The following is a 25,719-nucleotide window of genomic DNA, read 5'->3' on the forward strand; positions in this document are numbered from 1 at the left end:
TCGTTTTTGCTATTACAATTTACCACTTTTAAAACAGTTTTCCTATTTTAGAACCTCCCGGAACATCAATAAAACCAAGGCTTTCATAAACTATCCATCTTTTTTTCGGGGGATGGTTAGTTATTTCTTTAGCTCTCCCTATAATGACGAACTGGTGAACGATGTAAGCGTGTTCACCAACGTGGCCACCTCCCAGGTGCCCTTTGAATTCTCTTTTCAAGTTACGGATTAACGGTATGATTAAACGTTCCTTTTTGGTCTTAGCCCTTGTGCAGACCCTTGTTCAATGTAAAATGTCCCCGGCTCCGGCGAAACCCACGGGGCTGGTAACGGAAAAGGCCATGGTGGTGGCGGCCCGCAGCGAGGCGGCCGCCATTGGCGCGGCCATTATGAAACAGGGGGGCAATGCCTTTGATGCCATGGTGGCCACCGAAATGGCCCTGGTGGTGGCCTTCCCCTTTGCCGGAAACCTGGGTGGCGGCGGTTTTATGGTGTACCGAAAGGCGAATGGCGATGTGGGCGGCCTGGATTACCGGGAAAAAGCGCCCTTGGCCGCACACCGGGACATGTATCTGGATTCCCTGGGCAACGTAATTCCAGGGAAAAGCACCTTGGGGGCAACGGCCGTTGGGGTGCCCGGAACGGTGGCGGGCATCATTGAGGTGCATGAGAAATTTGGCTCCCTGCCGTTGGAAACCATTATGGCGCCGGTCATTGCCCTGGCCGAAACGGGCGTGGTGGTCACCGCCAAACAAGCGAGGAGCTTGGCTGCCCAAAGGGAAACCTTTATCAAGGTAAACGGCGACAGCACCAAATTCGCCGCCGCCTTCAAAGAGGGGGACACCATTAAGTACCCCAATCTGGCCCAAACCCTTAGGCGCATAGCCAAGGAAGGCAGGGACGGTTTTTACAAGGGCGAGACCGCACGGACCCTGGCCAACTTTATCCAGGAAAAGGGCGGCTATGTGACCCTTGAGGACTTGGAGCGCTACCAAGCGGTCTGGCGGCAACCGATCATCTTTACCTACAGGGACCTGCGCATTGTTTCCATGAGTCCGCCCAGCAGCGGTGGGGTCACCATGAACCAGATCTTTAAAATGATGGAGCCCCACCCCGTCTCCGAATTTGGCCACAACAGCCCAAAGACCATACAGCTCTTTACGGAGGCCAGCCGAAGGGCCTATGCCGACCGCAATTATTACCTGGGCGACCCAGATTTTGTGGATATTCCGTTGGATGTGCTGCTCAGCCGGGATTACCTGCAGGCAAGAATGGAGGATTTTAGCTTTGACCGGGCCACGCCATCCGAAGAGGTGTCCCACGGTGCCGTGGAGATTGTGGAATCCATGGAAACCACCCACTACTCCATTGTGGATGCCCAGGGAAACGCCGTATCGGCCACCACCACCTTGAACGGGGCCTATGGGTCCAAGCTTTTTTCCGATGAACTGGGTTTTTTCCTGAACAATGAAATGGACGATTTCAGTGCCAAGGCCGGGGTGCCCAACATGTTTGGGCTCATTGGGGCCGAGGCCAACAGCATTGCTCCGGAAAAGCGCATGCTCAGCAGCATGACGCCCACCATAGTGGAACGCGATGGCCATCTTTGGCTGGTGGTGGGCACGCCCGGGGGATCTACCATTATCACCGCCGTGGCCCAGACCATTCTCAATGCCCGTGAGTTCAACATGAGCATGCAAGAGGCCGTGGACGCGCCCCGCTTTCACCACCAATGGCTACCGGACCAGGTCATTTTTGAGCCCCAGGGCTTTTCCGGGGAGCTAAAGGACCAAGTGCGGGCCAAGGGCTATATCATCAATGAGGACCGTACCCCGATCATGGGCAAGGTAGATGCCATTAGGGTGCTGCCCGATGGGAGGCTGGAAGGTGGGGCAGACAGGCGCGGGGACGATGCCGCCGTGGGGTTTTAACCATCCTTGGCACTTCTGGGACCACGCCCCGGCAACTCGGGTGCCCGGCTCGTGGCGGAACCCTGGGGACAAGCCCAAGGGAACGGGGCACATATTCCGCTTTTAAAGCGCTTTGGGTAAGGGTCTGATGCTTATTTTTGCTGTTTAAACCATACCATTATGCTACGGAAAATCATTAAAGGCTTTGGCATCCTCCTGGGCTTGCTCATCATCGGTTTTGTGGTCCTGTATGCCGTTTACAACGAAAAACTGCCCGAGGGCCGCTTGGGCCCGGATGCCGATGCGCTCGCCCAAAAAATGCTCAACTCCCTGAACCACCAAAAATTTAAGGACACCCGCTACCTGGAATGGTCCTTTCAAGGAGGGGCGCACCACTACAAATGGGACAAGGAAAAACGCACCGTGGAGGTGTCCTGGGACGATTACCTGGTGGAACTGGATTTGATTTCCACCGCTTCGAGTGTGGCCAAAAAAGGAGGCGAACGGATGATGGATATGGAGAGCAAGCCCATCATTGAACAGGCCGTGGCCTATTTTAACAATGATTCCTTTTGGCTGGTGGCCCCTTACAAAGTGTTTGACGATGGGGTACAACGCAGTGTTGTTCCCCTGCCCGATGGTACGGACGGACTCCTGGTGACCTATACCAAGGGCGGCACTACCCCGGGCGATTCCTACCTTTGGATGCTGCAGCCCAACGGATTCCCCAAGAGCTTTAAAATGTGGGTGGACATCATCCCCATTGGTGGTATCGAGGCCACCTGGGACGATTGGGCCGTGATGGAGAGCGGGGCCTTTTTGCCTAAGACCCACCAACTGGGGCCCGTGACCCTGTCCATGGGAGATGTAAGGGGGTACAACGAATAGCGCGGAGCCCGCTGCCCAAACCGCCAACAGGCCCCACCATCGCCGCTTCCCCTGAAACAAAAAGTCGCCTATTATGGAAATAAAATTGTTGACCCCCGAAGCCATTACCCCAGAACTGCAGTCCCAGTTGCAACGACTGTACCTGCAGCTCAATGCCGAATTGAGACAACTGACCTTGGAAGAGGTCATGGAACCATCCAATGCCATTGACGTGGCCATCTGTTTGCACCAGGGCCAACTCGTGGGCCTTGCCATGATGGCCCGTTACAAGGTCGTTTCCGGACATAAGGGCATGATCGAGGATGTGGTGGTCTCCCAAGACCAACGGGGCCAGGGCATTGGAAAGAAACTGATGCTACTGCTCTTGGAGCGCGCACGGGAATGTAAGCTCAATGACGTGCTGTTGTTCAGTGGCCACCATAGGACCGCGGCCATTTCGCTCTACAAGAGCTTGGGGTTTGCCCTGAAGAACAGTGGACTGTACATTAAGAAACTGGATTGACTATACCTTTTTAACGTGCTGCAGTTGGTTCTTGAGCTCTTCCATGGAGGCCTGCAACTGTCGCAACAGACCGGAATCCGTGGTGGCATCCACATTAAAGGTGATCTTGCTGCCCACTTCCCAAATTTCCTGTATTTGAAAGGGTTTTATGTTGTACGGCGGGTAGGTTTCGTTCAAGGAGACCAGGGTAATGTTGTTGGAGTTGGGCCGTTTCTCAATTTTCTTCACCATGACCGAGTCCTGTAGCACCACCACGTACATTTTATTGGGACTCACGTGGTCTATATGTTCAATGGCCCTTGCCAATACCCATTCCCCCGGGTGCAGATTGGGCAGCATGCTGTCTCCCTCCACCTGGAAACCGCGGTAGGTGGCGTTTCTGAATTCGGGTATGGGCAAATCAAAGGCCGGTAACTGGCGGTACCAACTGGTGTCCGAAATGTTCTGTGGGTAGCCGGCCGCGGCCTTGGCGTTCACCAGCACCATATTTTCATTGTCGGAAGCGTCCACGGTGACCACCTTGGGAATGACACTGGTATGGGAGGTTTCCAAATATTTCTGCTCACTCTCGCCAAACAGCCAGAGCGGATTTACCTTGAACTGCTTCAAAAGCTCGGTAATGACCTTGCCCGATAACTTGGTGCGCCCACGCTCAATGTCTGCCGTGGTATTGGATACGCCCAAAAGGGCGGCAAATTCCGCCTGGGTATGCCCCAATTCCCTCCGTATCTCCAAAAACCGTTTTAACGTAACTTCATTTTCCATGCCCTAAAGATACACATTATGGAGTATATCCAAAAAATAATTTGGATTATTTCCATAATTGGGAATATTTCCATATTTTTGGATTCCTTACGATACGGGAGTTATGGATTTTGATCGGATGAAACAAAAATTGGAAATTCTGGCAGACGCAGCCAAATATGATGTGTCCTGCTCCAGCAGTGGCAGCAGAAGGAACAATCATAACCACGGCTTGGGCAACAGCAAGGGCATGGGCATTTGCCATAGCTACACGGAAGATGGCCGGTGCATTTCCCTTTTAAAGATACTGCTCACCAACCACTGTATTTTTGATTGCGCCTATTGTGTTACCCGAAAGAGCAATGACATTCCCAGGGCCGCCTTTAAAATTCAGGAGGTGGTGGACCTGACCGTCCATTTCTACCGGAGGAACTACATTGAGGGGCTCTTTCTGAGTTCTGGCATTTTTAAAAGTCCGGACCATACCATGGAACGGCTTATTGCCGTGGTCAAGAAATTGCGAACGGAAGAACGTTTCAACGGATACATACACTTAAAATCCATTCCCGGGGCCAGCGATGCCCTTATGTACCAAGCCGGACGGTATGCCGATCGCCTGTCCGTGAACATAGAGATTCCCACCATTTCCGGGCTAAAGCTATTGGCCCCGGACAAAAAGCACGAAGATTTTTTAAGGCCCATGAGGAAGGTACGGAATGAAATTGTGCGTTACCGATCGGAAAAGAAGGTGTTGCGTCATGTGGCCCAATATGCCCCTGCCGGCCAAAGCACACAGATGATCGTGGGGGCCACGGGAGAAACGGACAAGGACATCATGTACACTGCCTCCCATTTTTATAAAAAATACCAGATGAAACGGGTTTATTATTCCGGATATGTGCCCGTGGCGGAAGATGACCGTTTGCCGGCGCTGGGTGCGCCCGTACCGGTATTGCGGGAAAACAGGCTGTACCAAACGGATTGGCTGTTGCGCTTCTATGGTTTTGAGGTAAACGAACTGCTCAACGAAGACCATCCCAACCTGGACATTACGGTAGATCCCAAATTGGGATGGGCGCTGCGCAACCTGCACCTGTTCCCCGTGGATGTGAACCGGGCCGGGAAGGGGCTGCTGGCCCGGGTACCGGGCATTGGAATGCGCAGCATGAACAAAATTGTAAAAGCCAGGAGGTTTCGCAAATTGAACTGGGACCACTTGCAGAAGATGGGTGTGGCCCTCAACAGGGCCAAATATTTCCTTTTGGCCAATTCCAAACAGTGGGAACGAAGGGACCTCCAGGCCGAACAGATCAAAGGAATGATTTTACAAAAGACCAATAGCAAGTTCGCCCCACTGTACGGAAGCCAATTATCCCTCTTTAACTAAAACAATGATCATGAACCGGATCCAAGCCCAGCAACCACATCCCTTTATGGAAAAAAGCAGAACCGCTTTTTTAAATGCGGGATATAGGGTCATAAGATGGAGGAGCAGGGTCAAAAAGTATGCAAAGATTCAAAAAGTAAGAATTCAAAGGTTTTATTTCTAAAAAACACTGTTATGGATATGATTCAATCTATGGAAGCCGCCAATACGTTATTTTCAGGGGAACATGGCACCAAGACGCTGGTGTACGATGGTAGCTTCAATGGCTTTTTAACCGCGGTCTTTGTGGGATATGAACAAAAATTGGTGCATGCAGACATTCAGGCGGGCCGCAATGTACAAAGGGGACTGTTCACGGAAACGGAGACCGTGTTCACCAATATAGAAATTGCCAAGCGGGTATGGAGCGGTATCCAAGCCAAAAGCAGCGAGGCCATTAAAAACATCTATTTTGCCTTCCTCAGCGAACAGACGGGAATGGAGCCCCTACTCTACCGATATATCAGAAAGGTGATGGGGAGCACAGCGGACCGCACCGCAGACCTGGGAGACGATGCTATTTTAAAAATTAGGCAATGGTCTCAAAAAGTGAGTCGGGAAAAGCATAGAATGGAAGCTTTTGTCCGATTTCAGCTCACCAAGGACAACATCTATTTTGCCCAAATTGAACCCGATTATGATGTGCTCCCGCTCCTATCAAAACATTTTCGCTCCCGCTTTGCGGATCAGGAATGGATCATTTATGATGCTGCACGGAACTATGGATTGTATTACAACCGCTCCAGTGTGGAAATCATTGGTTTGGACCTGCAAGAGGATTTTAGCAACCGCATCAAAAGAAATGGCACGCTGGCAGATGTGGAGCACGACTATCAAGAACTTTGGCGACAGTATTTTAAAAGCACCCACATCAAGGCCCGCATCAACAAAAAACTACATCAGCAGCACGTGCCCAAGCGCTATTGGAAGTATTTGAGCGAGAAAAAGGTGGGATGACCCACCTTCCTTTTGGTTGCAAGGGGCTTTTTATCCCACAAACAGAAACACACCGTTCCCTTGTCAGTGCCTCAACATGCCGGTGTGCCCTTGTCCTGGGAGGCCCGTTCCAGAAAGTGGAAGCTGCCCCAAGGCCCTATGGTGTAAAAAGTGCGCTCCTTGCCCACCGGCAACGGGTAGCCCAAAGCCGCAAAGGCCCGGCCAACAAGGTCGTCGCCGTGAAAAGTGCCCTTTTGCCCCAGGGTTTGTGGCCCAAAAGGAGGCAAACAGCATTCCAAGCGACCACTTTTACCCGTATTTCACGGAAATGGTTACTTTTGTCCAACTATAAAAAACACTGACCTTATGTTGAAAAAAATGACCACCCTTGCCCTGGTTTCCCTTATGTTTGTTTCTTGTTGGAAAGACAAAAGCCCGGAAGACCTCATTCGCCTAAAGGACAAGTTCAAAAGCACTGTTTCTTCATTTGAACGGAAAAAAGAGACCGCCAATAAAAACGTGAACAAAGGCCTGGAGACCTTGAACGCCCTCAAGGCGGCCTTGGAAGACACCAAGAACGAGGACAAGGAATTTGCCAAGGTCTATGGCGACTGGGAGAAAGTGGACCGACGGGTCAAGAACCTGAACAAGGAATACGAGGACTTGAAGGAACACGCGGCCAACCTCTTCAATGCCATGGAGACCCAAACCAACAGCCTCAGTGACGAGGCCAGTAAAAAAACCCTGAACAGCGCCATAGAAAAGGCCAGGACCAAGTACAACGCCACGCTGGCCAACACCTCCAAGGCCATAGAAAAGCTCAGGGTGTTGCACGGGGATGCGGTAGAGGTGGTAAAAGCCCTTGAAGTGGCCGCTGCCCTAAATTCCTTTGACAACATAAACGATCAAATGAAGAGCATTGAAGGCCGTGTGGACGGCATTATGCAAGAATTGAACGTGGCCGTGGTAGAGAGCAAGAAACTCTATGAACAAAAAATCACCGAACTGGGCGAAGACTGATGCCCACCTGATTCCATTGGGGCCGCCATACTGTTCATCACTTGTTTTTCTGCCCTGGGCAGGGAACATTAACGCAGCGCCATGCAAAACATACTGGTTACCGGGGCCACCGGCAATGTGGGACGGGAAGTTATTCGTTATCTCGAAAAATTGCCGGGCAACCATAGCATCACGGCCGGGGTACGGGACGTAGCAAAAGCCAAAAAACACTGGCCCCACAACAGGGCCTTGCAATATGCCGTGTTCAATTTTGAGGATGCCGCCACCTTTAAGGAAGCCCTGGCCAACGTGGATACCGTTTTTTTGCTCCGACCGCCCCACATAGCTTCGGTAAACAAAGTGTTTGGCCCCTTGCTAAGGGCCCTTTCGGAAAAACCCGGCACCGGGGTGGTGTTCCTGTCCGTGCAGGGTGCAGAGGAACACCGTTTTATTCCGCACCATAACATTGAGGCCTTGATCAGGGCCCGGGAAATTCCCTTTGTCTTTTTAAGGCCCGGTTATTTTATGCAGAACCTTACCACTACCCTACTTCCCGGCATCATCAAAACAAAGACCATTTCTTTACCGGCCGGAAAAGCAAAATTCAATTGGGTGGACGTGGCCAACATTGGCGAAGTGGCCGCTCACGTGCTGTGCCGGTTTCAAGAACACCAGGGAAGGGCGTACGATATTACGGTAAATGAGCTCCTGGATTTCCAATCGGTTACAGATGTCATGCGCCAAACGCTCCCCTACCAGGTACGGTACAGGAACGTGAACCCCCTAACATTTTTTTGGTTGAAAAAAAAGGAAGGGCTTCCCACCATGATGATCTTGGTTATGACCATGCTCCACCTGTTGCCCCGGTTTCAGAAGGTTCCCAGGATCAGCCGAAGCTACACGGACATCACCGGCAATACGCCCACCCTGCTCCAACAGTTCCTGGAACGGGAGCGGAAGACCTTCCTGCCCTAGTCCAGAATCTGCTACTTGGTGCTTCGCTCGCCCACAAAGTGATCGGACTTGCTCTTAAAAAGCACGTTGAAGGAGGTAAGACTGCCATAAATGCGGGTTATGTATTGCTGGAGGTCTATTTTCTCCTGGTCGTCCAAATGTTTGCTGCTGTTTATTTTTTGTTCCATGACCCGCAGGCGATCGCGCACCATTACAATTTTGTGAAAAAATGTGTCAATGGGCATTTCCTTGTTGGCGGTACCATCACCCGGTTCCAAAATCAGTTTTCCCCTGCGCCATTTGTCTGCCAGGGCCACCTTCTCGTGGGTATCGCTCCATTTTTCCAAAATTTTGGTCAACGAACTTTCCACATCAAAAAAACTAACACTGTCCACCTCGTTCTCCAATCGCTCCATGACTTGAAAATCATCGTCAATGGGGATGGTTTCCAGCCCCTTGTCCACAAAGGTGACCCAATAGTGTTTGGAAGAAAGGTTGGTTACCACCCCTTTTCCGTGTTCGCTGTGATCAATTCGCGATCCAATGCCCAATAGCTCCATAATATGTTGTTTGATTTTACAAGGCTAATTTAAGTAGGCCATTTTATGCCCGCAAGGGAAAAGGGAATTTCAGTTTGCTTTACAGGGCCTTTGGCATTAAAATACACCACGCCCTCATCTTTTCAATCCCTCGAAAGGACAGTTGATCGTTTAAAGGACATAAGGCTGGTCATTTGTGGTTGTTTACAACATGTGCTACTTTTAACGGGCAATCAGTAACAACGCCTGTATGATGTTTAAAAAGTATGTGCGCGCCGTGGGGATGCTTCTCTTCCTGGGCATTTTATCTTGTGGTGATGGAAAAAAAGGGAATACCGTGAAGCAGGCCGCGGATGTACAGCCCCCGAACTTGATCAAAACCCTGATCTTGGACGGGCAAAACAACCATTATGTATGGCCAAAGACCACGATGATGATGAAAGACTACCTGGAGCAGACCGGACTTTTCCAGGTGGAGGTAAGGCGGATGGATTCCATATGGCTGGGCATTAAGTACAAGGAGAAAAGGCCCGAGGGATATACCCAGTTCATAACGGATTACCCCGTGGGGCAGGGCAACCAGGCCATCTCCCATGACCCCATAAAAACATCCGATTTTTCGATTGACTTTGAAGCCTACGACCTGATCGTGTCCAACCTGGGTTTTGAAGCCGCCCCTTGGCCGGTAGGAACCAGGGCCCATTTTGAAACCTATATGCGCAATGGTGGAAGTTTGGTGGTGGTGCACGCCGCCAACAATGCATGGGGAGATTGGCCGGAATACAACCGCATGATCGGATTGGGCGCTTGGGGCGGCCGGGACGAAACTGCAGGACCCTATGTGTACTACAACGACCAGGGTGAAGTGGTGCGCGACAGCAGTGCCGGCGTCTGCGGTTCGCACGGGCCGGAATACGAGTACGAATTGACCACCCGGGAACCGGACCATCCGATCATGAAGGGCTTGCCCAACGTCTGGCTCCACACCCAGGACGAGCTTTATGAGCGCATGCGCGGCCCCTTTGAAAACGCCACCATTTTGGCCACCGCCTATGCCGATGTGGAAAAGAACGCCCCGCCTTGGGATCCCAATGTCAAGGGTCTGGGACAGCATGTGCCCATGCTGATGACCGTAAATTACGGCAAGGGTCGCATATTCCATACCACCCTGGGGCATTTTGACTATTCCATGGAATGTGTGGGCTTCATGACCACCCTGCAGCGCGGTGCCGAATGGGCCGCGACCGGGAAGGTGACCCAAGCGGTGCCCAAGGATTTTCCCGGTCCGGGGAAAACATCCAGCAGGGCTTGGGGCAACTAAGGGGGCTATGACCCCCGCCTAAGGGTCATCATTTTTATGGCCTCCCTCCAGCGTCCTGGAATCCACCAGATAGATTATTTGCCATCTATCCCCTTCCTTGAACAACTGAATGGAATTTGCCCCACCGTGGTGGAATTTTCCCTGAAGGTAAAAGGCATAGGGGGTCCAGACATGCGCCAGGGGGCCATCTGTCTCAATTTTGAAATCCAATAGCCTTTCTTCGAACTGGGTGGAGTCCGGGATGGCCACGATGCCATTTATAAGGTCCTCGAAAGACTGTTTTTTCAATTGGTGCACCTTTTGTGCATTGGGGGCGGTACGCCTTAAAATGGCATCCTTGTGCAGCCACTGCCGCATGCCTTGGGCATCACGGTCATGAAAGGCCCCAAAAAAGGACAGCACGGCCTGTTTTACGGAATCTTGGGGTGTCTGGGCCCCTAAGGTCAGGACAAGGCAAAGAAAAAAAACGGTCAAAAGATATTTCATCTGTTCATTTTTACTCGTTTTTCCCGGAACATACCGGGCAAGCACCATACGGCCCACCTTATCGTTGATGGTGTCTTAAGGGTGGGCACACCTCTTCGATTTCAGTTGGCATCAGGTGGTAAAAGGAGCTGTTCCCGGGCTGGGCCAGACTAAAAGGACACATACGGCAGCTTTTTTTACCACCCCAAAAAAGGATTGCGGCACGCACCGGCCATTCTCGGCAAAACTCCTTATTTTTAGCTCAAAATAAACAAAATTTAAATGTCCGTAGCGAAAAAAGAGTACAAACGCGTAACCGTGAAGTCCCTGGTGGACATGAAGAAGCATGGGGAAAAGATCTCCATGCTCACGGCTTACGACTATTCCATGGCCAAAATTGTGGATGCCGCCAATGTGGATGTCATTTTGGTGGGGGATTCCGCCAGTAACGTCATGGCCGGCCACGAGACCACCCTGCCCATTACGCTGGATCAGATGATCTATCATGCATCTTCGGTGATCCGTGCCGTACAGCGTGCCCTGGTCGTGGTAGACCTTCCTTTTGGAAGCTACCAGAGCGACCCCAAGGAAGCGCTACGGTCCGCCATCAGGATCATGAAGGAAAGTGGTGCCCATGCCGTGAAGGTAGAGGGAGGTGCGGAGATCAAGGAGTCGGTAAAGCGCATTTTGGCCGCGGGCATTCCCGTTATGGGCCACCTGGGCCTCACCCCACAATCGATCTACAAATTCGGGACCTACACCGTCCGTGCCAAAGCGGAGGAGGAAGTCCAGAAACTCAAGGAAGATGCCCTCATGCTGGAAAAACTGGGCTGTTTTGGCTTGGTATTGGAGAAAATACCCGCCCAACTCACCAAGACCGTTTCCGAAAGCCTTACCATACCCACCATTGGCATTGGCGGCGGGAAGGATGCCGATGGACAGGTCTTGGTGATCCATGACCTATTGGGCATGACCCACGAGTTCAACCCCCGTTTTCTTAGAAGGTACATGAACCTCTATGAAGAGATGGGCAAGGCCATTTCCAACTATGTGAAGGATGTAAAAGACCGGGATTTTCCCAATGAGGACGAACAGTATTGAGGCCTCTTTAAAAGACACGGCATGAACAGGTTTTACGTCCTGGTTTTGGTATTGTTAAATCTGGGGTGCGACCAAATCACCAAGGAAGCGGTAAGGCAAAACGTGACCAAAATGGAACAGATTGAGTTGTTCTCGGGCCAACTCATCCTGACCCATGTGGAGAACACCGGCGCCATGTTGGGGTTTGGCGCCCACTTGCCCAAAATTCCAAAGTTGATCCTGCTACAGGTAATACCTTTGGCCGTACTGTTGCTATTGATCTATTTGGTTTTCCTGAAAAACAGGGGAAAGGGCCTTTTGGCCGTTGCCTTTGCCTTTGCCCTGGGCGGCGGCATTGGAAATCTTATGGACCGGATCGCCCATGGTTCGGTCACGGATTTTTTCCAGATACGGCTGGGAATGTTCAGGAGCGGCATTTTCAACATGGCCGATGTCTCCTTGACCGTGGGCCTGCTCCTGCTTTTCATTGGACACTATGTAAAAGAGCGGAAAAAAGCCGGAAAGCCCGTGCCATAACAACATTTTGCACCCTAAATGTCCCTGCCAAGAAGAGCGGCCAAAAGCATTGGAAACCATAAAGCTACCGGATTTGTCCCTAAAAAAACACAGCAACGCCAACAACCTGCAGGTCCTTTATGAGGACAATCACCTGATCATTGTAAATAAAAGACCGGGAGATATTGTGCAGGGCGACAAAACCGGCGACCCTCCCTTGAGCGATATTGTAAAGACCTATTTGAAGGAAAAATACCATAAGCCCGGCAATGTGTATTTGGGCGTGGTGCACCGCTTGGACAGACCCACCTCCGGCATTGTGCTTTTTGCCAAGACCTCCAAGGCCCTGCCCAGGCTCAACAAGCTGTTTGCCAACAAAGAGGCCAAGAAGACCTATTGGGCCGTGGTGGCCCAAGTACCGGATCCCACCGAGGGCACTTTGGTGCACTGGCTAAAGCGCAACCCCAAGCAGAACAAATCCCATGCCCACAAGAATGAGGTGCCCAATGCCAAAAAGGCCATTTTGAACTACAGGCTCTTAAAAAGGCTGGAGCGCTATGCCCTGCTGGAAGTGGATTTGAAGACGGGGAGGCACCACCAGATCAGATCGCAGTTGGCGGCCATTGGCTGCACCATAAAGGGCGACCTTAAATACGGGGCCCCGCGCAGCAATGCCAATGGCAGCATACACCTTCACGCCCGCAGCCTGCAGTTTGTGCATCCCGTAAAAAAGGAACCGATAAGCGTGCTTGCCGCACCCCCAAAAGAGGCCATCTGGGATGCTTGTGTTTAATTTTGTTACATTTATGCCCACTAAACACCGGACCATGAGAATCTCCATCACTTCCTTTGTATTGCTTTTGTTCTGCAGCGGGTGCGGCACGTACAATTCCATTGACAATTTTTACGACAGGCACAAGAACGACGATCAGGTCACCGCCATTAGGGTGCCCCAGTTCATGCTCAGTTTGGTCAGTGGCATTTCGCCCGAAATGAAATCCCTGGTGGGCAGCACCAAAGATTTGCGCTACATGCAGTTTCCCAGTGCAACGCCAACTAGAAGCCGTTTCCTGAACAATCAAATGAACGGCATTACGGGAAATTCATTCATTGAGGTATTTCGTAAAAATGACGACCTAAAAAGAAATGTGGTCTCCATACGAGAGAAAAAGAACACGGTAAAGGAAATCTTGGTGTACAACAACAATAGCCAGACCGGGTCGTTTCTCTACTTCAATGGCGATTTTGACCCGGTAAAGGTTCGGGAAATGGCCCAAAAGGAAAAGTTTCAAGATTTGGGAAGCCACTTATTGGGGCAGTTTGCCCCCGGGACAGGGGCACCGCCCAAGGAGCCCTGAACCAGGTGCCGTGCTCATTTTTGTGTGCGCACGCTCTCAATGACCACAGCGCCCAAAATGAGGGTGCCGCCAAAGACCGTGGACCATTCCGGTATCTCGTTAAGAAAGAGGAACCCTATTAGAATGCCGTACACGGGCTGTACGCTGCTTATAATGCTCACCGTGGTAATGCTAAAGTGCTTAAAGGTCATTAAAAACAGGCTGTGCCCTATGGCCGTGGTGAGCACGGCAAGGGCCAATATCCCCTTCCATTGCCCAAGCACCCGATCAAAATCCACATAAAAAAGGGCCGGAAACAGGAGTATGGCCACAATCGCGGTCTGGTACACCATAATGGCAGATCCGTGGTACGCTGCCACCTTGGTCTTCATTAAAAGGTTCCGAAGGGAATAACAAAAGGCAGACAGCACCCCGATGCCTATGGCCAGGGTGTTGGAATCCTGAAGATCAAAATCAGGACTCAAAAAATAAATGCCCGCCAGCACCAAGGCCCCCAAAAGCAGGTGGATTTTTTGAAAAGTGGTCTTTAACAGGATGGGTTCCAAGAATGCGGTGACCACGGGGTAGGTGAACATGGAGAGCATCCCTATGGCCACACTGCTCCACTGCAAGGCATAAAAATAAGTGACCCAGTGCCCCCCCATGAGCACGCCACTCATGAACATCACGGGATAATGTTCGCGCTTTACGGCCAGGGAAATGCCCATCCATCTACAGAAAACATACAGGATAACAACGGCCAAAATGGCCCGTGACCCAATAATTATGGGCACGGGCAGCTCTACATACCGCCCAAGTGCTCCAGAGGTGCCAATAAAGACCATGGCAATATTGATCTCCAGAATATGGGCCAGGTGTGGGTTTTTAAGACGCATGGGGTATCATCGGGTTAAGGTGAGCGCCTTTTCCCGGATGATCTGGGAAACGGGCTTGTTCTGCAAATGGCTTTCCAGCCAGGAAATGATGTCCAGATATAAAAAGGCACGCTTCTCGTAGGGATGGTCCTCATATTTCTTGAGCTCGGTGTGCAGGTCCTGGAAGGCAGCGCGCAGTTCATGCGGATAAATTCCCCCCAGATTTCTAAGGAACTTGATCATTTCCTTCTGGACCGCGTGCATGTCGTTCATTTTCAACAGAAATTTATAGGTGCTCTTGAGCTGCACTTCCAGATGGTAGTCCATCCCGGCCTCATAGTGCGCCACCAGACTGAGTACCCTTGCAAAGCACATCAGGTCTTCGCGCATTTTAAGCTTTCTGTTGTCAATGATTTTCTTGAGGTAGCCAATGCACGCCTTGTTGTCTCCCACGCCAAAATAAAGGCAGGCGATCTTGTAGTACAGCACCATGACGTGATGCTGGTCTATGCGGTCCTTGTGTTTGTTGATGCCGTATTCCACAATGCGCACCAAATACAGTCCCTTCTCAAAAGTGCCCTCCAAAAAATGAAGGTTCAGCTTATTGGCGTTGAGGTAAAGAAAGGCCAGGGAGGCAATGTTGTCGTTCTTTGGAAATTCCTTCTCATTCAGCACCGCCTCCAGTGTGTCCAGCGTCTCCTTGAACTGGGAACTGTATTTCACATAGAACAAAGACTCCAGCAAATAGTGGTTTCCCTTTAGATAAAAAACGGGGTTGAGGTAGATCATTTCCTTGTTGTCCTCAAAAAGGTCCACCCATTTTCTGGCATAGCGGTAGCATGACAGAAAGTCCTGGGTTAAAAAACTGTACCAGAGATGCGCCTTGTAGAGCCATAGCTTTTCCCTGAATCCCAGGGTCTCCAGATCGTATTTTGGCAGGTGCCCATCAAAATACTCCTTTACCCTCCGGTAATCCGCATCGCTGCGCACATAGCCCACCTTTAACATCATTCCGTACAACTGTAGGGACAGGTTGGAGAGCTTGCTGGTCATCACGTTCTGGCCAGAGAGCTCCTTGGCCTGTACGGCAAGTTCATTGGCGCGGTCGCCTATGCTGCGGGTTATGTATTGGGTCTCTATGATTTTTTCCAGTTCCACGATCTCATAGGCAATGTTCTTTTCCTCGTTGTCCATGGCCACGGACTTGGCCTTGTCCAATATCTTTAAGCTCTGCCTGTAAAGACCCTTTTGGTAAAGAATGGTGGCAAAATCCAGCTGTTCCCTGATCTGCACCCTAATGTTCTGGTTTACCGGATTTAACCTTAGGCTCACCAAGATCTGCTTGTACAAGTGCGCCTTAAGGTTGGATAGTTGGGCCTTTTTTACGATACCACTGCTCAAAATGGTTTTTTCATCATAGTGCCTAAGCTTGTCCAAATGGTTGAAAAGTGCCAGAAATTTGGCATCGGTGTTCACGCCCAACCGGCCCACGTACAACTTAAATTGGCGCTTCTCTGATTTGGAGAGGGACTTTATGAGCACGAACAGAGCATCTTTATGCGCATTTGTCAGCGTAATAAGCAGCGTTTAAAGGTTTGGTTATCATTGTGTTGAACACCGTAAAAAGTGCATTAACGTTGTAAAAAACATCACAAAAATTGGACATTCTGTGTTATTGGCCATATATTCGTTATGCTAGCGAAACTACACAATTATAATGAGTAAAGATATAGTACAAATTTTTGACACGACCCTACGGGATGGCGAGCAGGTTCCGGGCTGTAAATTGGACCGGGAACAAAAACTGGTCATCGCAGAACGTTTGGACCAACTTGGGGTGAACATCATTGAAGCGGGCTTCCCCATTTCAAGTCCGGGCGATTTCAAATCGGTGGAGGCCATATCCAAATTGGTCAAGAATGCCACGGTCTGCGGGCTTACCCGTGCGGTTAAAAAAGATATCGAAGTGGCGGCCGAGGCGCTGAAACACGCCAGAAAGCCCCGCATACACACGGGCATAGGCACCTCCGAGTCGCACATAAAACACAAGTTCAACAGTAACCGGGACGCGATCATAGAGCGTGCCGTTGCCGCGGTCTCCTACGCCAAGACCTTTGTGGAAGATGTGGAGTTCTATGCCGAGGATGCCGGGAGAACCGAAAATGAGTTTTTGGCCAAGGTCTGCGAGGCCGTTGTGGCCGCCGGGGCAACCGTGCTGAACATTCCGGACACCACGGGCTACTGCCTCCCGGAAGAGTACGGGGCCAAAATAAAGTATCTGAAAGAGCATGTGAAGGGAGTGGACAAGGCCGTGATCTCCTGTCACTGCCACAATGACCTGGGCCTGGCCACCGCCAATTCCATTGCGGGCGCCATCAATGGGGCCAGACAGATAGAATGTACCATAAACGGCATAGGGGAACGCGCCGGCAATACGTCCTTGGAAGAGGTGGTGATGATCATGCGCCAACATCCCTCCTTGAACCTGGACACCACCATAAACAGCAAATTGCTCTTTGACACCAGCAAAATGGTCTCCAGCAAAATGGGAATGGTGGTACAGCCCAACAAGGCCATTGTGGGTGCCAATGCCTTTGCCCATAGTTCTGGCATACACCAAGACGGGGTGATCAAAAACAGGGAGACCTATGAAATCATTGACCCTGCCGATGTGGGCGTAACGGAATCTTCCATAGTCCTCACGGCACGAAGTGGCAGGGCGGCCTTGGCCTACCGGGCAAAGATTGTGGGCTACGAACTTACCAAGACCCAATTGGACGCCGTGTACGACTCCTTTCTCCATTTTGCCGATACCCATAAGGAAGTGAACGATGAGCACATCCACGAGATCGTGGAGGCCAGCGGCATCCAGGTCAATTGACATAGAAGAACATGCACTTGAACATTACCGTTTTGGAGGGCGATGGCATTGGACCAGAGGTCATTGCCCAGTCCATAAAATGCCTGCGCTCCGTGGAAGAGACCTTTGGCCACAGCTTTTCCTTTAAAAAGGCCCTGATAGGGGCCACGGCCCTGAAACAAATGGGCAGCCCCTTACCGGACGAAACCCTGGCCCTTTGCAAATCTTCCCACGCCATCCTCTTTGGCGCCCTGGGATCCCCGGAGTTTGACAGTGACCCCGAAGCAGAAATGTGGCCCGAACAGGGGCTGTTAAAGCTAAGAAAGGAACTGGGGCTCTTTGCCAATATTAGGCCCGTTAAGGTATTTCCGGCCCTGGTGAGACAATCTCCCCTGGACCGCAACCTGGTTAAAAATACGGACCTGGTCATTTATCGCGAACTCTCTGCCGGCATCTACTACGGCGCCAAAACCAAGGATGCCGAAAACAACGCGGCAACGGACACCTGTTCCTACAATGAAAAGGAAATCGGCCGTATTGCCCATTTGGCCTTCAAGGCCGCCAAAAAGCGCCGAAAAAAACTGACCTTGGTGGACAAGGCCAACGTTTTGGAAACCTCCAGGCTTTGGCGCAGGGTGGTACTGCAAATAGCACGAAGCTATCCCGAGGTGCAATTGGAGTGCATGTTTGTGGACAATGCCGCAGTTCAGATGATACTGAATCCAGGACAGTTCGATGTGATTCTTACGGACAATATGTTCGGTGATATCCTTTCTGACCAGGGAAGTGTCATTGCCGGCTCCATTGGCCTTTTGCCCTCCGCATCCATTGGAACCGATTATGCCATGTTCGAGCCCATACACGGCTCCTATCCCGAGGCCAAGGACAAGAACATTGCCAACCCGGTGGCCTCCATCCTTTCCGTGGCCATGCTCCTGGAACATTTTGGACTGAAACAGGAATCCGTGGCCGTTGTGGCCGCCGTTTTAAAGTCTTTCTCAAAAAAAATCGTGACCCCGGACATTATGGGAAGCAGTAAATACGGCACCAATTATGTGGGGGACTTCATTGCGGACAACATCATTGAACTCAATGACGACTTCAACATCAACGACAAGAACATTGACCTGGGAAAGAGTACCATTATCTGATCTCACTCCTTGAGCAGACTATCCACAAAAGTGTGGAACGCTTCTTTGTACTGCTCGTATTTAACCCCCGTTGCCGGGCCATTGAAACCGGTGTGTATTTTCCTAACGGCCCCCTTTTTATCAATATAGATGGTGGTGGGGTACGAAATGACCCTGTTGAGCATGGGCAATTTTTCCTGGGCCTTCTCCTTGTCCGAAGTTCCAAATTGGGCCAATAAAATGGGATAGGGCACCCCTACCCTTTCCACCAACCGATCAATGCTGGCCCAGGCCTTCTCCTCGGTCTTGGAATACTCAAAGGCCAACCCCACAATGGCCAGGTCCTCCTTGGGGCTTTCCTTGAGAAAATCGACCAAAAACCGGGTCTCGTCCAAACAATTGGGACACCAAGTGCCCATGATCTGGACAATGACCACTTTGTCCCGGAACCGTTCATCCTTCAGGGAGACCTGTTTCCCCTCCCTATCGGGAAACCTAAACGAGAGCTCTTTATAGCCTTCCCTTAAAAAGGTCAGGGAATCTGAACTGGGCAACTCGTAGGTAAGGTTCCGTGTGGCAAAGAAGGGTTGTTTGTAATGGTTGTCCGAATGGAAATGGCCCCTTAAGGTACTGTCCGTGGCCTTGGCGGTAAAGAGAAAGGCCCGGGAACCATCAAAGGTGGACAGGCGCAGGGAATCCCCGTCCATGACCCCATCCAGAAACCGATAGTCGCCCGTGGTGGTGCGTATGGTGCCGGTCACGGCATTCCCGTCCTGGTTAAAGATGCCCTTGCCCTTAAAGGCATCCGGACCGCCTTGGGCAAAGTCCATTTCCCATACGCCCGATACCCGGTGCCGGGCAACCGCAGCCCCGGAAAACCGTTCTTCCTGGCCATAAGTGGCCCTGAAGGGCAGTTCACGGTCCAAGCTCTCCTTCACAAAGGTGCCCACCATGGAACTGTCTGTGAACCTACCGGCAATGTAGCCTTCAAAAACAGGGGGCTGCAGGCGTATGCTGTCCTTCTCCACCCACACATCCTCCACCAGAATCACTTCCTCGGCATTGTAAATTTCGATCACGGGCCGGCCCTGGTCGTTATTGAGCACCTTAAAGTTAAACGGCAATTGCCTGCCCTCCATCAGGGTAAGCTGTCCCTGCCAAATACCTTCATTCAGCGGCGCTTTGGAAGCTTCCCGTGCACAGGAGGCACATAGAAAACAGCTGAGAAAAAGAAAGAAAAAAATGCGCATCCTGAAAACTTGTTTGGGCCGAAATAACAACGAATAATCGAGATTTAAAAATTTATGGAAAAGGAACATGGGTTTATTGAATGTGTTGGGGCATTGTTTTATCTTTACCGGCTTTAAAACCGGCACATGAAAATTTCCTACAACTGGCTCAAGCAGTTTATAAAAATGGATTGGGACGCGCAACGAACGGCCGAACTGTTAACCGATCTGGGTCTGGAGGTAGAGGGCATTGCCCCCTTTGAATCGGTAAAGGGCAGTCTAAAGGGCGTAGTGGTTGGCCATGTGCTGGAGTGTGCAAAGCATCCCAATGCGGATCGACTGAAATTGACCCAAGTGGACATTGGGGAAGGCCAGCCCCTGCAAATTGTCTGCGGCGCACCCAATGTGGCCAAAGGACAGAAAGTTCCGGTGGCCACGGTGGGCACCACCCTCTACACCAAAGACGGTGACGCCTGGACCATTAAAAAAGGAAAGATACGCGGTGAGGAGAGCCACGGCATGATCTGTGCCGAAGATGAACTGGGACTGGGAGACGGCCACGATGGCATCATGGTACTGGATGCATCCATCCCCGTAGGAACCCCTTGTTCCCAACTGTTTGAACTGGAACGGGACGAAGTGTTTGAAATTGGCCTCACTCCCAACCGGGCAGACGCCATGAGCCATTTTGGCGTGGCGCGGGACCTAAAGGCAGGCCTGCTGCAGCAGAAAACACATAAAGAGCTCATTACCCCCTCCACGAGCCATTTCAACGTGGACAACCGTTCCCTGAAGATCGATGTGGATGTGGCCAACAGCGCCCTTGCCCCCAGATATTGCGGGGTTACCCTTAGCAACCTGATCATACAACCGTCTCCGGACTGGCTAAAGAACCGGCTCCGTGCCATTGGCATCACGCCCAAAAACAACGTTGTGGACGCCACCAACTATGTGATGCACGAATTGGGGCAGCCCCTGCATGCCTTTGATGCCAGCAAGATCGTTGGGGGCAAGGTGATCGTGAAGACCCTACCGGCCGGCACCAAGTTCACCACCTTGGACGGGGTGGAGCGCAGCTTGCACCAGGACGATCTCATGATCTGCAATGCGGAGAAACCCATGTGCATTGCCGGGGTCTTTGGCGGCATCCATTCCGGGGTAACCGAGTACACCACCGCAATCTTCTTGGAAAGCGCATATTTTGATCCTGTCTCCGTGCGCCAAAGTGCCAAAAGGCACGGGCTTAACACAGATGCCTCCTTTAGGTTTGAGCGCGGCATAGACATTAATTTGGTGGAATATAGCCTAAAACGCGCGGCATTGCTCATCAAGGAGATTGCCGGAGGGGAGATCACCTCGGACATTGTGGATATCTATTTCAAGAAAAAAGAGGATTTTGAGGTCTTTTTGGCCTTCAAAAAAATAAAGAAGCTCATTGGCGAGGAAATTCCAAGGGACACCATCAAATCCATCTTGACCTCTTTGGAAATAAAAGTGAAAAATGTCACGGAAGCAGGCCTGGGGCTGGTGGTGCCCTCTTACCGGGTTGACGTGACGCGCCAGGTCGATGTCATTGAAGAGATCTTAAGGGTATATGGGTACAACAACATAGCCCACGGCAATAAGCTGAATGCCTCCATTGCCGCAAGCGCTCCCGTGGAAAACCATAGGCTGGAAGACATTGTGGGGAACCTGTTGGCGGCCAAAGGCTACTACGAAATATTGACCAACAGCCTGTCTTCTGAAAAGTACGGGGCCTGGCAACAGAGCAATGGGAACATGGCTCCGGTCAGGGTGCTTAACCCGCTGAGCGGCGATTTGGCCGTGCTGCGCAGCACTCCAGTTTTCAGCGCTTTGGAGGTGGCCGCACATAACATGAACAGACAAAACCCTAACCTTAAACTTTTTGAATTTGGGAAGACCTACGGTGAAAAGGATGGTGTACGACAGGAAAAGTCCTATCTGAGCATTTTGCTCAGCGGGGAAGCCCACGCGCCAAATTGGAACCTTCCCGCAGAGCGCTCCAACTTTTTTCAGCTCAAGTCCATTGTGGCCACGGTGCTGCAAAGGTTGGGCATCCAAAACTGCGGGGAACACCCCAGGCCATCGGGCGACCATTATACGGAAGGGCTGGAGTTTAAGCACAGGGACAGACCGTTGGTGGAATTGGGCGTGGTGCACCCCGGGCTGGCCAAACATTTTGACATTAAACAGGAAGTCCTTTTTGCCGCTTTCCATTGGGACACGCTTTTGGCCGCGGTTTCCGAGAGCCATTTTGTTTACACGGACATTCCCAAATATCCGGAGGTAAAACGTGACTTTGCCTTGTTGCTCAACGAGGACATTAGCTATAAAACCTTGTACGACCTGGCTTTTAAATCAGAAAAGCGTTTACTGAAACAGATGCAGTTGTTTGACGTGTACCGGGGCAACACCCTGCCCGAGGGGAAAAAGTCGTATGCCATTACCTATACCCTGCAAAACCAAAAGGGCACGCTAACGGATAAACAAATAGACCGTATCATGTCCAAAATTCAGAAGACCTACGAAAGCGAACTTGGGGCCCAACTGAGATAGGCCCACCGAACCAAAACGCTGCCGGGATCCTTTTGGCAAACAGTGAAGACCTGGCCGCACGGCAAGGTATGTCCTTGGCACGTAAAGCTGCGCACCCTTTTATTCTTGGGGAATGGAAACAGGCAAACACCAGGGGAGGCGAAACCCAATGGAATCCTTGCGGGCCACACCATTAAATGGAATTCATAGTATTGTAATTCAAGGCCTTGGGGGAAGAAACACCCCGTTTATTTCGTGAATTACTCCATTGTACTGGCCGGCATCCGCAGTGATAATTTTGGCCGTATTGCCCCAGTCGTCCGTTAGGTAAATGTCCGAGCCTTTGAGATAGGCCCTTATTTTGGCTCCCTGCAAAGTGGTAAAAGAGGCCCTTCCCTTTCCCCGGGAAAGTGCCCTTAATATACTCGAGGCCGTAAATCTGCCGGCCACAATGTGCCCTCCCAATATGGCTTGAAGGTACTGCTTGTGTTCCGGCTGTTCCAACCGCTCCTTGGCCTCTTTCGGCAGCCGATCCAACGCCTTGTTGGACGGTGCAAAGACCGTGAATTCCCCGTCATAACCCAACACTTCCTGCAACTTTGAGCCTTCGAGCATCCGGGACATGGACTGGTGCCGGACCGAAATGGCCGTGTTTAGGTAAATGGAGGGGTGGGGTGCCACGGCCATCGCGGCATAGAGGTGGGGCTTGGGATGGTTGGCACTATTTTGGCCAAAACAGGATACGCACACTATTAGGAGTGCAACGAACATGGGGGTTGTCCATTTCTTCATTTTCATAAGTGGTTAACTAGGAACTTGGGGTTCTCGATGAAATGCAATATTTCGTCGGTAAGATACAATTCAATTCCCCACAATTTTTAGTGGTTCTCTATTTTGTTTTTTATTTAACACATATTTAACATTTCAAAAGATTCAACAGAATTTTTAGCGCAGCGTATTTTCTTTAAATTTGAATGAATTGCTGAAAAAAGAAAAATGAAATTAGAGAAAACAAACCTTCAAAAGAAGTTGGGGAGGGCTAGGAGCAGGTACGGCTTACAGGAAGCGGAAGTGCTCAAAGAGGTGCACCAGATCCTAAACCAAGAGCGTGAAAAAAGGGACGCGATAGCGAACCGTATCGCCCGGAAATCCGACATTACCGGCAATGCGTTTAATTTTGATGCCCTGGACACCTCCAGAATATATCACCTGGATCAAATAAAATCCACCTGTATCGACTACCGTTTGCGATTCCTGGATTCCAAATATTTTAAGGGCGAAATTCCCGAGGAGGCCATTTCCAAGATAAAGGCACTGGAGAAAGAACACCATACCACCTTGGGCGGTTTTAAGGTAATGGCCCCCTCAAAACTGTTTAAGCTGGAAGACAAGGACGATCCTTTATTGTTCGCGCCCTTGGGCAATGGATATTACTATTTGATCCACCAGTGGGGCAATGACCTACATCCCTTTCGTAAAATTTTGGTTTGGCCCTTTAAGAGTGTCATCAACCTGAGCATTGTGGTGGTTCTTTTGAGCTACCTGGCCACCCTGATGGTGCCAGAGGGGCTCTTTAGCAAGCAAAGTTCCACGGCAGAATTTTTAATGCTGTTCTTTTTTATGTTCAAGAGCCTTGCCGCCGTGGTGATCTTTTATGGGTTTGCCCTGGGCAAGAACTTTAATCCCGTTATCTGGAACAGCAAATACTTTAATGCCTAAAGAGGTTGCCGTGCACTACGGCGCCATGGCGCAACAAAAAAGCGCTGCCCATTGGGGCAGCGCTTTTTGTTTTGTTTTCAACACCATCTAGAGCCCCGATGGCCCTAAACGGCCATTTCGTACATTTTGGAACGCTGTTCTTTAAGTGCTTTATCGGACATGTACTCATCAAAACTGGTGTGGCGGTCTATGCTTCCCCTTGGGGTGAGCTCTATGATGCGGTTGGCCACGGTCTGGGCAAATTCATGGTCATGGGTGGTGAACAACACCGTTCCCTTGAAGTTCTTGAGGGAGTTGTTGAATGCCGTGATGCTCTCCAAGTCCAAGTGGTTGGTGGGTTCATCCAACATGAGCACATTGGCCCGTAGCATCATCATACGGCTAAGCATGCAGCGCACTTTCTCCCCGCCGGAGAGCACCGTGCACTTTTTGAGCGCCTCTTCCCCACTGAACAACATTTTTCCCAAAAATCCGCGCAAAAAGACCTCTTCGCGCTCCTCCTCCGTCTTGGCCCATTGGCGCAGCCAATCCACCAAGTTGATGTTTTCCTTAAAAAAATGGTCATTGTCCGCCGGCAGATAAGACTGGTTCGTGGTAACGCCCCATTGGTATTGGCCCGTTTCTGCCTTTCTGTTGCCGTTCAGGATTTCGTAAAAGGCCGTGGTGGCCCGGGAGTCCTTGGATATCACGGCCACCTTGTCTCCCTTGGCCAAGTTGATGTTTACGTTTTTAAAGAGCACTTCCCCATCTTCGGTGTTGGCCGCCAGTCCTTCTATGTTCAGGATTTGGTCGCCGGCCTCACGTTCGCGCTCAAAGATAATGGCAGGGTACCTTCTGCTGCTGGGCTTAATGTCATCTACCTTAAGCTTGTTCAACATTTTCTTCCTGGATGTGGCCTGCTTGCTCTTGGCCACGTTGGCGCTGAAACGGGCAATGAACTCTTGCAGTTCCTTGGCCTTCTCTTCGGCCTTCTTGTTCTGTTGGGCCCGCTGCCTTGCCGCGAGCTGGCTGCTTTCGTACCAAAATGTGTAGTTGCCGGAGTAAAGGTTGATCTTGCCAAAATCAATATCGCCAATATGGGTACATACCGTATCCAGGAAATGCCGGTCATGGGACACAACGATCACGGTGTTCTCATAATCGGCCAAAAAATGTTCCAGCCAGTTAATGGTCTCGTAATCCAGGTCATTGGTGGGCTCGTCCATGATGAGCACGTCCGGATTGCCAAATAGGGCTTGGGCCAAAAGGACCCGCACTTTGAGCTTACTGTCCATATCCTTCATAGGGGTATGGTGCAAGGCCTCGTCAATACCAAGGTTGGACAACAGCGCGGCGGCATCACTGTCCGCGTTCCAGCCGTTCATTTCCTCAAACTGTACCTGCAACTCCCCTATCCGATCGGCATTCTCGTCAGAATAATCGGCATAGAGCGCATCTATCTCCTTTTTAATGGTGTAAAGGGGCTTGTTGCCCATGACCACGGTTTCCAAAACGGTGTGTTCATCATGGGCGTTATGGTTTTGTTCCAAAATGGACATGCGTTTTCCCGGCTCAAGGTGCACGTGTCCCGAAGTGGGGTCCATTTGGCCGGCAATGATCTTTAAAAAGGTGGATTTGCCGGCACCGTTGGCACCGATGATGCCATAACAGTTTCCTTGGGCAAAGGTGACATTTACCTCATCAAAAAGGACTCTTTTTCCGAACTGGACGGATAGATTGGATACGGACAACAT

General features: G+C 50.9%; 26 protein-coding genes. 17 read left to right on the forward strand and 9 right to left on the reverse strand.

Annotated features, from left to right (window positions below; all coding sequences use genetic code 11):
• The 4 genes from ACKWCC_RS17115 to ACKWCC_RS17130 form a co-directional block, all read left to right on the forward strand.
• Positions 1–232 (forward strand): hypothetical protein (locus ACKWCC_RS17115; RefSeq protein ID WP_413997189.1); only part of this gene is annotated, 232 nt, incomplete at its 5' end.
• A gap of 4 nt (positions 233–236) precedes the next feature.
• On the forward strand, positions 237–1,931 hold the full coding sequence (gene ggt / locus ACKWCC_RS17120; RefSeq protein WP_413997190.1) for a gamma-glutamyltransferase: 1,695 nt from the start codon (positions 237–239) through the stop codon (positions 1,929–1,931).
• A 159-nt stretch (positions 1,932–2,090) separates the two neighbouring features.
• The gene (locus ACKWCC_RS17125; protein ID WP_413997191.1) at positions 2,091–2,798 is read left to right on the forward strand and encodes a hypothetical protein; all 708 of its coding nucleotides are present in this window, start codon (positions 2,091–2,093) and stop codon (positions 2,796–2,798) included.
• Between the two features lie 73 nt (positions 2,799–2,871).
• On the forward strand, positions 2,872–3,300 hold the full coding sequence (locus ACKWCC_RS17130) for a GNAT family N-acetyltransferase (RefSeq protein WP_413997192.1): 429 nt from the start codon (positions 2,872–2,874) through the stop codon (positions 3,298–3,300).
• On the opposite strand, the gene ACKWCC_RS17135 is transcribed toward ACKWCC_RS17130, so the two are convergent.
• Complete coding sequence (locus tag ACKWCC_RS17135; RefSeq protein ID WP_413997193.1) at positions 3,301–4,065, reverse strand: XRE family transcriptional regulator; 765 nt, start codon at positions 4,063–4,065, stop codon at positions 3,301–3,303.
• A gap of 103 nt (positions 4,066–4,168) precedes the next feature.
• Between ACKWCC_RS17135 and ACKWCC_RS17140 the strand changes: the two genes are divergently transcribed.
• Together ACKWCC_RS17140 and ACKWCC_RS17145 are read left to right on the forward strand one after the other, a co-directional pair.
• Positions 4,169–5,431, forward strand: a complete 1,263-nt coding sequence (locus ACKWCC_RS17140) for a putative DNA modification/repair radical SAM protein (protein ID WP_413997194.1) — start codon at positions 4,169–4,171, stop codon at positions 5,429–5,431.
• 180 nt (positions 5,432–5,611) lie between these two features.
• A complete protein-coding gene (locus tag ACKWCC_RS17145) occupies positions 5,612–6,427 on the forward strand; it encodes a TIGR03915 family putative DNA repair protein (protein ID WP_413997227.1) in 816 nt (271 codons plus the stop codon).
• Between the two features lie 71 nt (positions 6,428–6,498).
• On the opposite strand, the gene ACKWCC_RS17150 is transcribed toward ACKWCC_RS17145, so the two are convergent.
• Positions 6,499–6,705 (reverse strand): hypothetical protein, encoded by a 207-nt coding sequence (locus tag ACKWCC_RS17150; RefSeq protein ID WP_413997195.1) that lies wholly within the window; start codon positions 6,703–6,705, stop codon positions 6,499–6,501.
• 67 nt (positions 6,706–6,772) lie between these two features.
• Between ACKWCC_RS17150 and ACKWCC_RS17155 the strand changes: the two genes are divergently transcribed.
• On the forward strand, positions 6,773–7,426 hold the full coding sequence (locus ACKWCC_RS17155; RefSeq protein ID WP_413997196.1) for a hypothetical protein: 654 nt from the start codon (positions 6,773–6,775) through the stop codon (positions 7,424–7,426).
• Between the two features lie 81 nt (positions 7,427–7,507).
• The gene (locus ACKWCC_RS17160) at positions 7,508–8,380 is read left to right on the forward strand and encodes an NmrA family NAD(P)-binding protein (RefSeq protein ID WP_413997197.1); all 873 of its coding nucleotides are present in this window, start codon (positions 7,508–7,510) and stop codon (positions 8,378–8,380) included.
• Positions 8,381–8,391: 11 nt separating this feature from the next.
• Here the strand turns inward: ACKWCC_RS17160 and ACKWCC_RS17165 are convergent, their stop codons facing one another.
• Positions 8,392–8,919 (reverse strand): hypothetical protein, encoded by a 528-nt coding sequence (locus ACKWCC_RS17165; RefSeq protein ID WP_413997198.1) that lies wholly within the window; start codon positions 8,917–8,919, stop codon positions 8,392–8,394.
• Between the two features lie 229 nt (positions 8,920–9,148).
• On the opposite strand from ACKWCC_RS17165, the gene ACKWCC_RS17170 reads away from it, so the two are divergent.
• Positions 9,149–10,219 carry a ThuA domain-containing protein gene (locus tag ACKWCC_RS17170; protein WP_413997199.1) on the forward strand — a complete coding sequence of 357 codons (1,071 nt, stop codon included), beginning with the start codon at positions 9,149–9,151 and terminating at the stop codon, positions 10,217–10,219.
• A gap of 18 nt (positions 10,220–10,237) precedes the next feature.
• Here the strand turns inward: ACKWCC_RS17170 and ACKWCC_RS17175 are convergent, their stop codons facing one another.
• Entirely contained in the window at positions 10,238–10,705 is a 468-nt protein-coding gene (locus tag ACKWCC_RS17175; RefSeq protein WP_413997200.1) for a nuclear transport factor 2 family protein, read from the reverse strand.
• A gap of 261 nt (positions 10,706–10,966) precedes the next feature.
• On the opposite strand from ACKWCC_RS17175, the gene panB reads away from it, so the two are divergent.
• The 4 genes from panB (at position 10,967) to ACKWCC_RS17195 (ending at position 13,638) form a co-directional block, all read left to right on the forward strand.
• Entirely contained in the window at positions 10,967–11,785 is an 819-nt protein-coding gene (panB, locus tag ACKWCC_RS17180; RefSeq protein ID WP_413997201.1) for a 3-methyl-2-oxobutanoate hydroxymethyltransferase, read from the forward strand.
• A 21-nt stretch (positions 11,786–11,806) separates the two neighbouring features.
• Positions 11,807–12,301 (forward strand): signal peptidase II, encoded by a 495-nt coding sequence (lspA, locus tag ACKWCC_RS17185; RefSeq protein ID WP_413997202.1) that lies wholly within the window; start codon positions 11,807–11,809, stop codon positions 12,299–12,301.
• A gap of 73 nt (positions 12,302–12,374) precedes the next feature.
• Entirely contained in the window at positions 12,375–13,073 is a 699-nt protein-coding gene (locus ACKWCC_RS17190) for an RluA family pseudouridine synthase (protein WP_413997203.1), read from the forward strand.
• Between the two features lie 34 nt (positions 13,074–13,107).
• Positions 13,108–13,638, forward strand: coding sequence for a DUF4252 domain-containing protein (locus tag ACKWCC_RS17195; protein ID WP_413997204.1), 531 nt, complete (start codon positions 13,108–13,110; stop codon positions 13,636–13,638).
• A gap of 14 nt (positions 13,639–13,652) precedes the next feature.
• On the opposite strand, the gene ACKWCC_RS17200 is transcribed toward ACKWCC_RS17195, so the two are convergent.
• On the reverse strand, positions 13,653–14,513 hold the full coding sequence (locus ACKWCC_RS17200; protein ID WP_413997205.1) for a DMT family transporter: 861 nt from the start codon (positions 14,511–14,513) through the stop codon (positions 13,653–13,655).
• Positions 14,514–14,519: 6 nt separating this feature from the next.
• Positions 14,520–16,064 carry a hypothetical protein gene (locus ACKWCC_RS17205; protein WP_413997228.1) on the reverse strand — a complete coding sequence of 515 codons (1,545 nt, stop codon included), beginning with the start codon at positions 16,062–16,064 and terminating at the stop codon, positions 14,520–14,522.
• A gap of 145 nt (positions 16,065–16,209) precedes the next feature.
• On the opposite strand from ACKWCC_RS17205, the gene ACKWCC_RS17210 reads away from it, so the two are divergent.
• A complete protein-coding gene (locus tag ACKWCC_RS17210; RefSeq protein ID WP_413997206.1) occupies positions 16,210–17,373 on the forward strand; it encodes a 2-isopropylmalate synthase in 1,164 nt (387 codons plus the stop codon).
• An 11-nt stretch (positions 17,374–17,384) separates the two neighbouring features.
• Positions 17,385–18,503, forward strand: a complete 1,119-nt coding sequence (gene leuB, locus ACKWCC_RS17215; protein WP_413997207.1) for a 3-isopropylmalate dehydrogenase — start codon at positions 17,385–17,387, stop codon at positions 18,501–18,503.
• Between the two features lie 2 nt (positions 18,504–18,505).
• On the opposite strand, the gene ACKWCC_RS17220 is transcribed toward leuB, so the two are convergent.
• Entirely contained in the window at positions 18,506–19,732 is a 1,227-nt protein-coding gene (locus ACKWCC_RS17220; protein WP_413997208.1) for a TlpA disulfide reductase family protein, read from the reverse strand.
• 126 nt (positions 19,733–19,858) lie between these two features.
• Here ACKWCC_RS17220 and pheT point away from each other — a divergent pair, with 126 nt between their 5' ends.
• Entirely contained in the window at positions 19,859–22,288 is a 2,430-nt protein-coding gene (gene pheT, locus ACKWCC_RS17225) for a phenylalanine--tRNA ligase subunit beta (RefSeq protein WP_413997209.1), read from the forward strand.
• 198 nt (positions 22,289–22,486) lie between these two features.
• Here pheT and ACKWCC_RS17230 read toward each other — a convergent pair whose 3' ends face one another.
• The gene (locus ACKWCC_RS17230) at positions 22,487–23,059 is read right to left on the reverse strand and encodes a fasciclin domain-containing protein (RefSeq protein ID WP_413997210.1); all 573 of its coding nucleotides are present in this window, start codon (positions 23,057–23,059) and stop codon (positions 22,487–22,489) included.
• A gap of 204 nt (positions 23,060–23,263) precedes the next feature.
• On the opposite strand from ACKWCC_RS17230, the gene ACKWCC_RS17235 reads away from it, so the two are divergent.
• Entirely contained in the window at positions 23,264–23,986 is a 723-nt protein-coding gene (locus ACKWCC_RS17235) for a hypothetical protein (RefSeq protein WP_413997211.1), read from the forward strand.
• A gap of 104 nt (positions 23,987–24,090) precedes the next feature.
• Here the strand turns inward: ACKWCC_RS17235 and ACKWCC_RS17240 are convergent, their stop codons facing one another.
• Positions 24,091–25,719: an ABC-F family ATP-binding cassette domain-containing protein gene (locus ACKWCC_RS17240; protein WP_413997212.1), complete on the reverse strand. Its 1,629-nt coding sequence runs from the start codon at positions 25,717–25,719 to the stop codon at positions 24,091–24,093.

Origin of the sequence: Maribacter aquimarinus (assembly GCF_047345505.1) — a bacterium.
In the GTDB taxonomy this organism is placed as follows: Bacteria; Bacteroidota; Bacteroidia; order Flavobacteriales; family Flavobacteriaceae; genus Maribacter.

Bases quoted from the DNA above. Each gene is read 5' to 3' on its own strand.
- ggt (WP_413997190.1), top strand. From the start codon at position 237: ATGATTAAACGTTCCTTTTTGGTCTTAGCCCTTGTGCAGACCCTTGTT.
- ACKWCC_RS17125 (WP_413997191.1), top strand. From the start codon at position 2,091: ATGCTACGGAAAATCATTAAAGGCTTTGGCATCCTCCTGGGCTTGCTC.
- ACKWCC_RS17130 (WP_413997192.1), top strand. From the start codon at position 2,872: ATGGAAATAAAATTGTTGACCCCCGAAGCCATTACCCCAGAACTGCAG.
- ACKWCC_RS17135 (WP_413997193.1), bottom strand. From the start codon at position 4,065: ATGGAAAATGAAGTTACGTTAAAACGGTTTTTGGAGATACGGAGGGAA.
- ACKWCC_RS17140 (WP_413997194.1), top strand. From the start codon at position 4,169: ATGGATTTTGATCGGATGAAACAAAAATTGGAAATTCTGGCAGACGCA.
- ACKWCC_RS17145 (WP_413997227.1), top strand. From the start codon at position 5,612: ATGATTCAATCTATGGAAGCCGCCAATACGTTATTTTCAGGGGAACAT.
- ACKWCC_RS17155 (WP_413997196.1), top strand. From the start codon at position 6,773: ATGTTGAAAAAAATGACCACCCTTGCCCTGGTTTCCCTTATGTTTGTT.
- ACKWCC_RS17160 (WP_413997197.1), top strand. From the start codon at position 7,508: ATGCAAAACATACTGGTTACCGGGGCCACCGGCAATGTGGGACGGGAA.
- ACKWCC_RS17165 (WP_413997198.1), bottom strand. From the start codon at position 8,919: ATGGAGCTATTGGGCATTGGATCGCGAATTGATCACAGCGAACACGGA.
- ACKWCC_RS17170 (WP_413997199.1), top strand. From the start codon at position 9,149: ATGATGTTTAAAAAGTATGTGCGCGCCGTGGGGATGCTTCTCTTCCTG.
- ACKWCC_RS17175 (WP_413997200.1), bottom strand. From the start codon at position 10,705: ATGAAATATCTTTTGACCGTTTTTTTTCTTTGCCTTGTCCTGACCTTA.
- panB (WP_413997201.1), top strand. From the start codon at position 10,967: ATGTCCGTAGCGAAAAAAGAGTACAAACGCGTAACCGTGAAGTCCCTG.
- lspA (WP_413997202.1), top strand. From the start codon at position 11,807: ATGAACAGGTTTTACGTCCTGGTTTTGGTATTGTTAAATCTGGGGTGC.
- ACKWCC_RS17195 (WP_413997204.1), top strand. From the start codon at position 13,108: ATGAGAATCTCCATCACTTCCTTTGTATTGCTTTTGTTCTGCAGCGGG.
- ACKWCC_RS17200 (WP_413997205.1), bottom strand. From the start codon at position 14,513: ATGCGTCTTAAAAACCCACACCTGGCCCATATTCTGGAGATCAATATT.
- ACKWCC_RS17210 (WP_413997206.1), top strand. From the start codon at position 16,210: ATGAGTAAAGATATAGTACAAATTTTTGACACGACCCTACGGGATGGC.
- leuB (WP_413997207.1), top strand. From the start codon at position 17,385: ATGCACTTGAACATTACCGTTTTGGAGGGCGATGGCATTGGACCAGAG.
- ACKWCC_RS17220 (WP_413997208.1), bottom strand. From the start codon at position 19,732: ATGCGCATTTTTTTCTTTCTTTTTCTCAGCTGTTTTCTATGTGCCTCC.
- pheT (WP_413997209.1), top strand. From the start codon at position 19,859: ATGAAAATTTCCTACAACTGGCTCAAGCAGTTTATAAAAATGGATTGG.
- ACKWCC_RS17230 (WP_413997210.1), bottom strand. From the start codon at position 23,059: ATGAAGAAATGGACAACCCCCATGTTCGTTGCACTCCTAATAGTGTGC.
- ACKWCC_RS17235 (WP_413997211.1), top strand. From the start codon at position 23,264: ATGAAATTAGAGAAAACAAACCTTCAAAAGAAGTTGGGGAGGGCTAGG.
- ACKWCC_RS17240 (WP_413997212.1), bottom strand. From the start codon at position 25,719: ATGTTGTCCGTATCCAATCTATCCGTCCAGTTCGGAAAAAGAGTCCTT.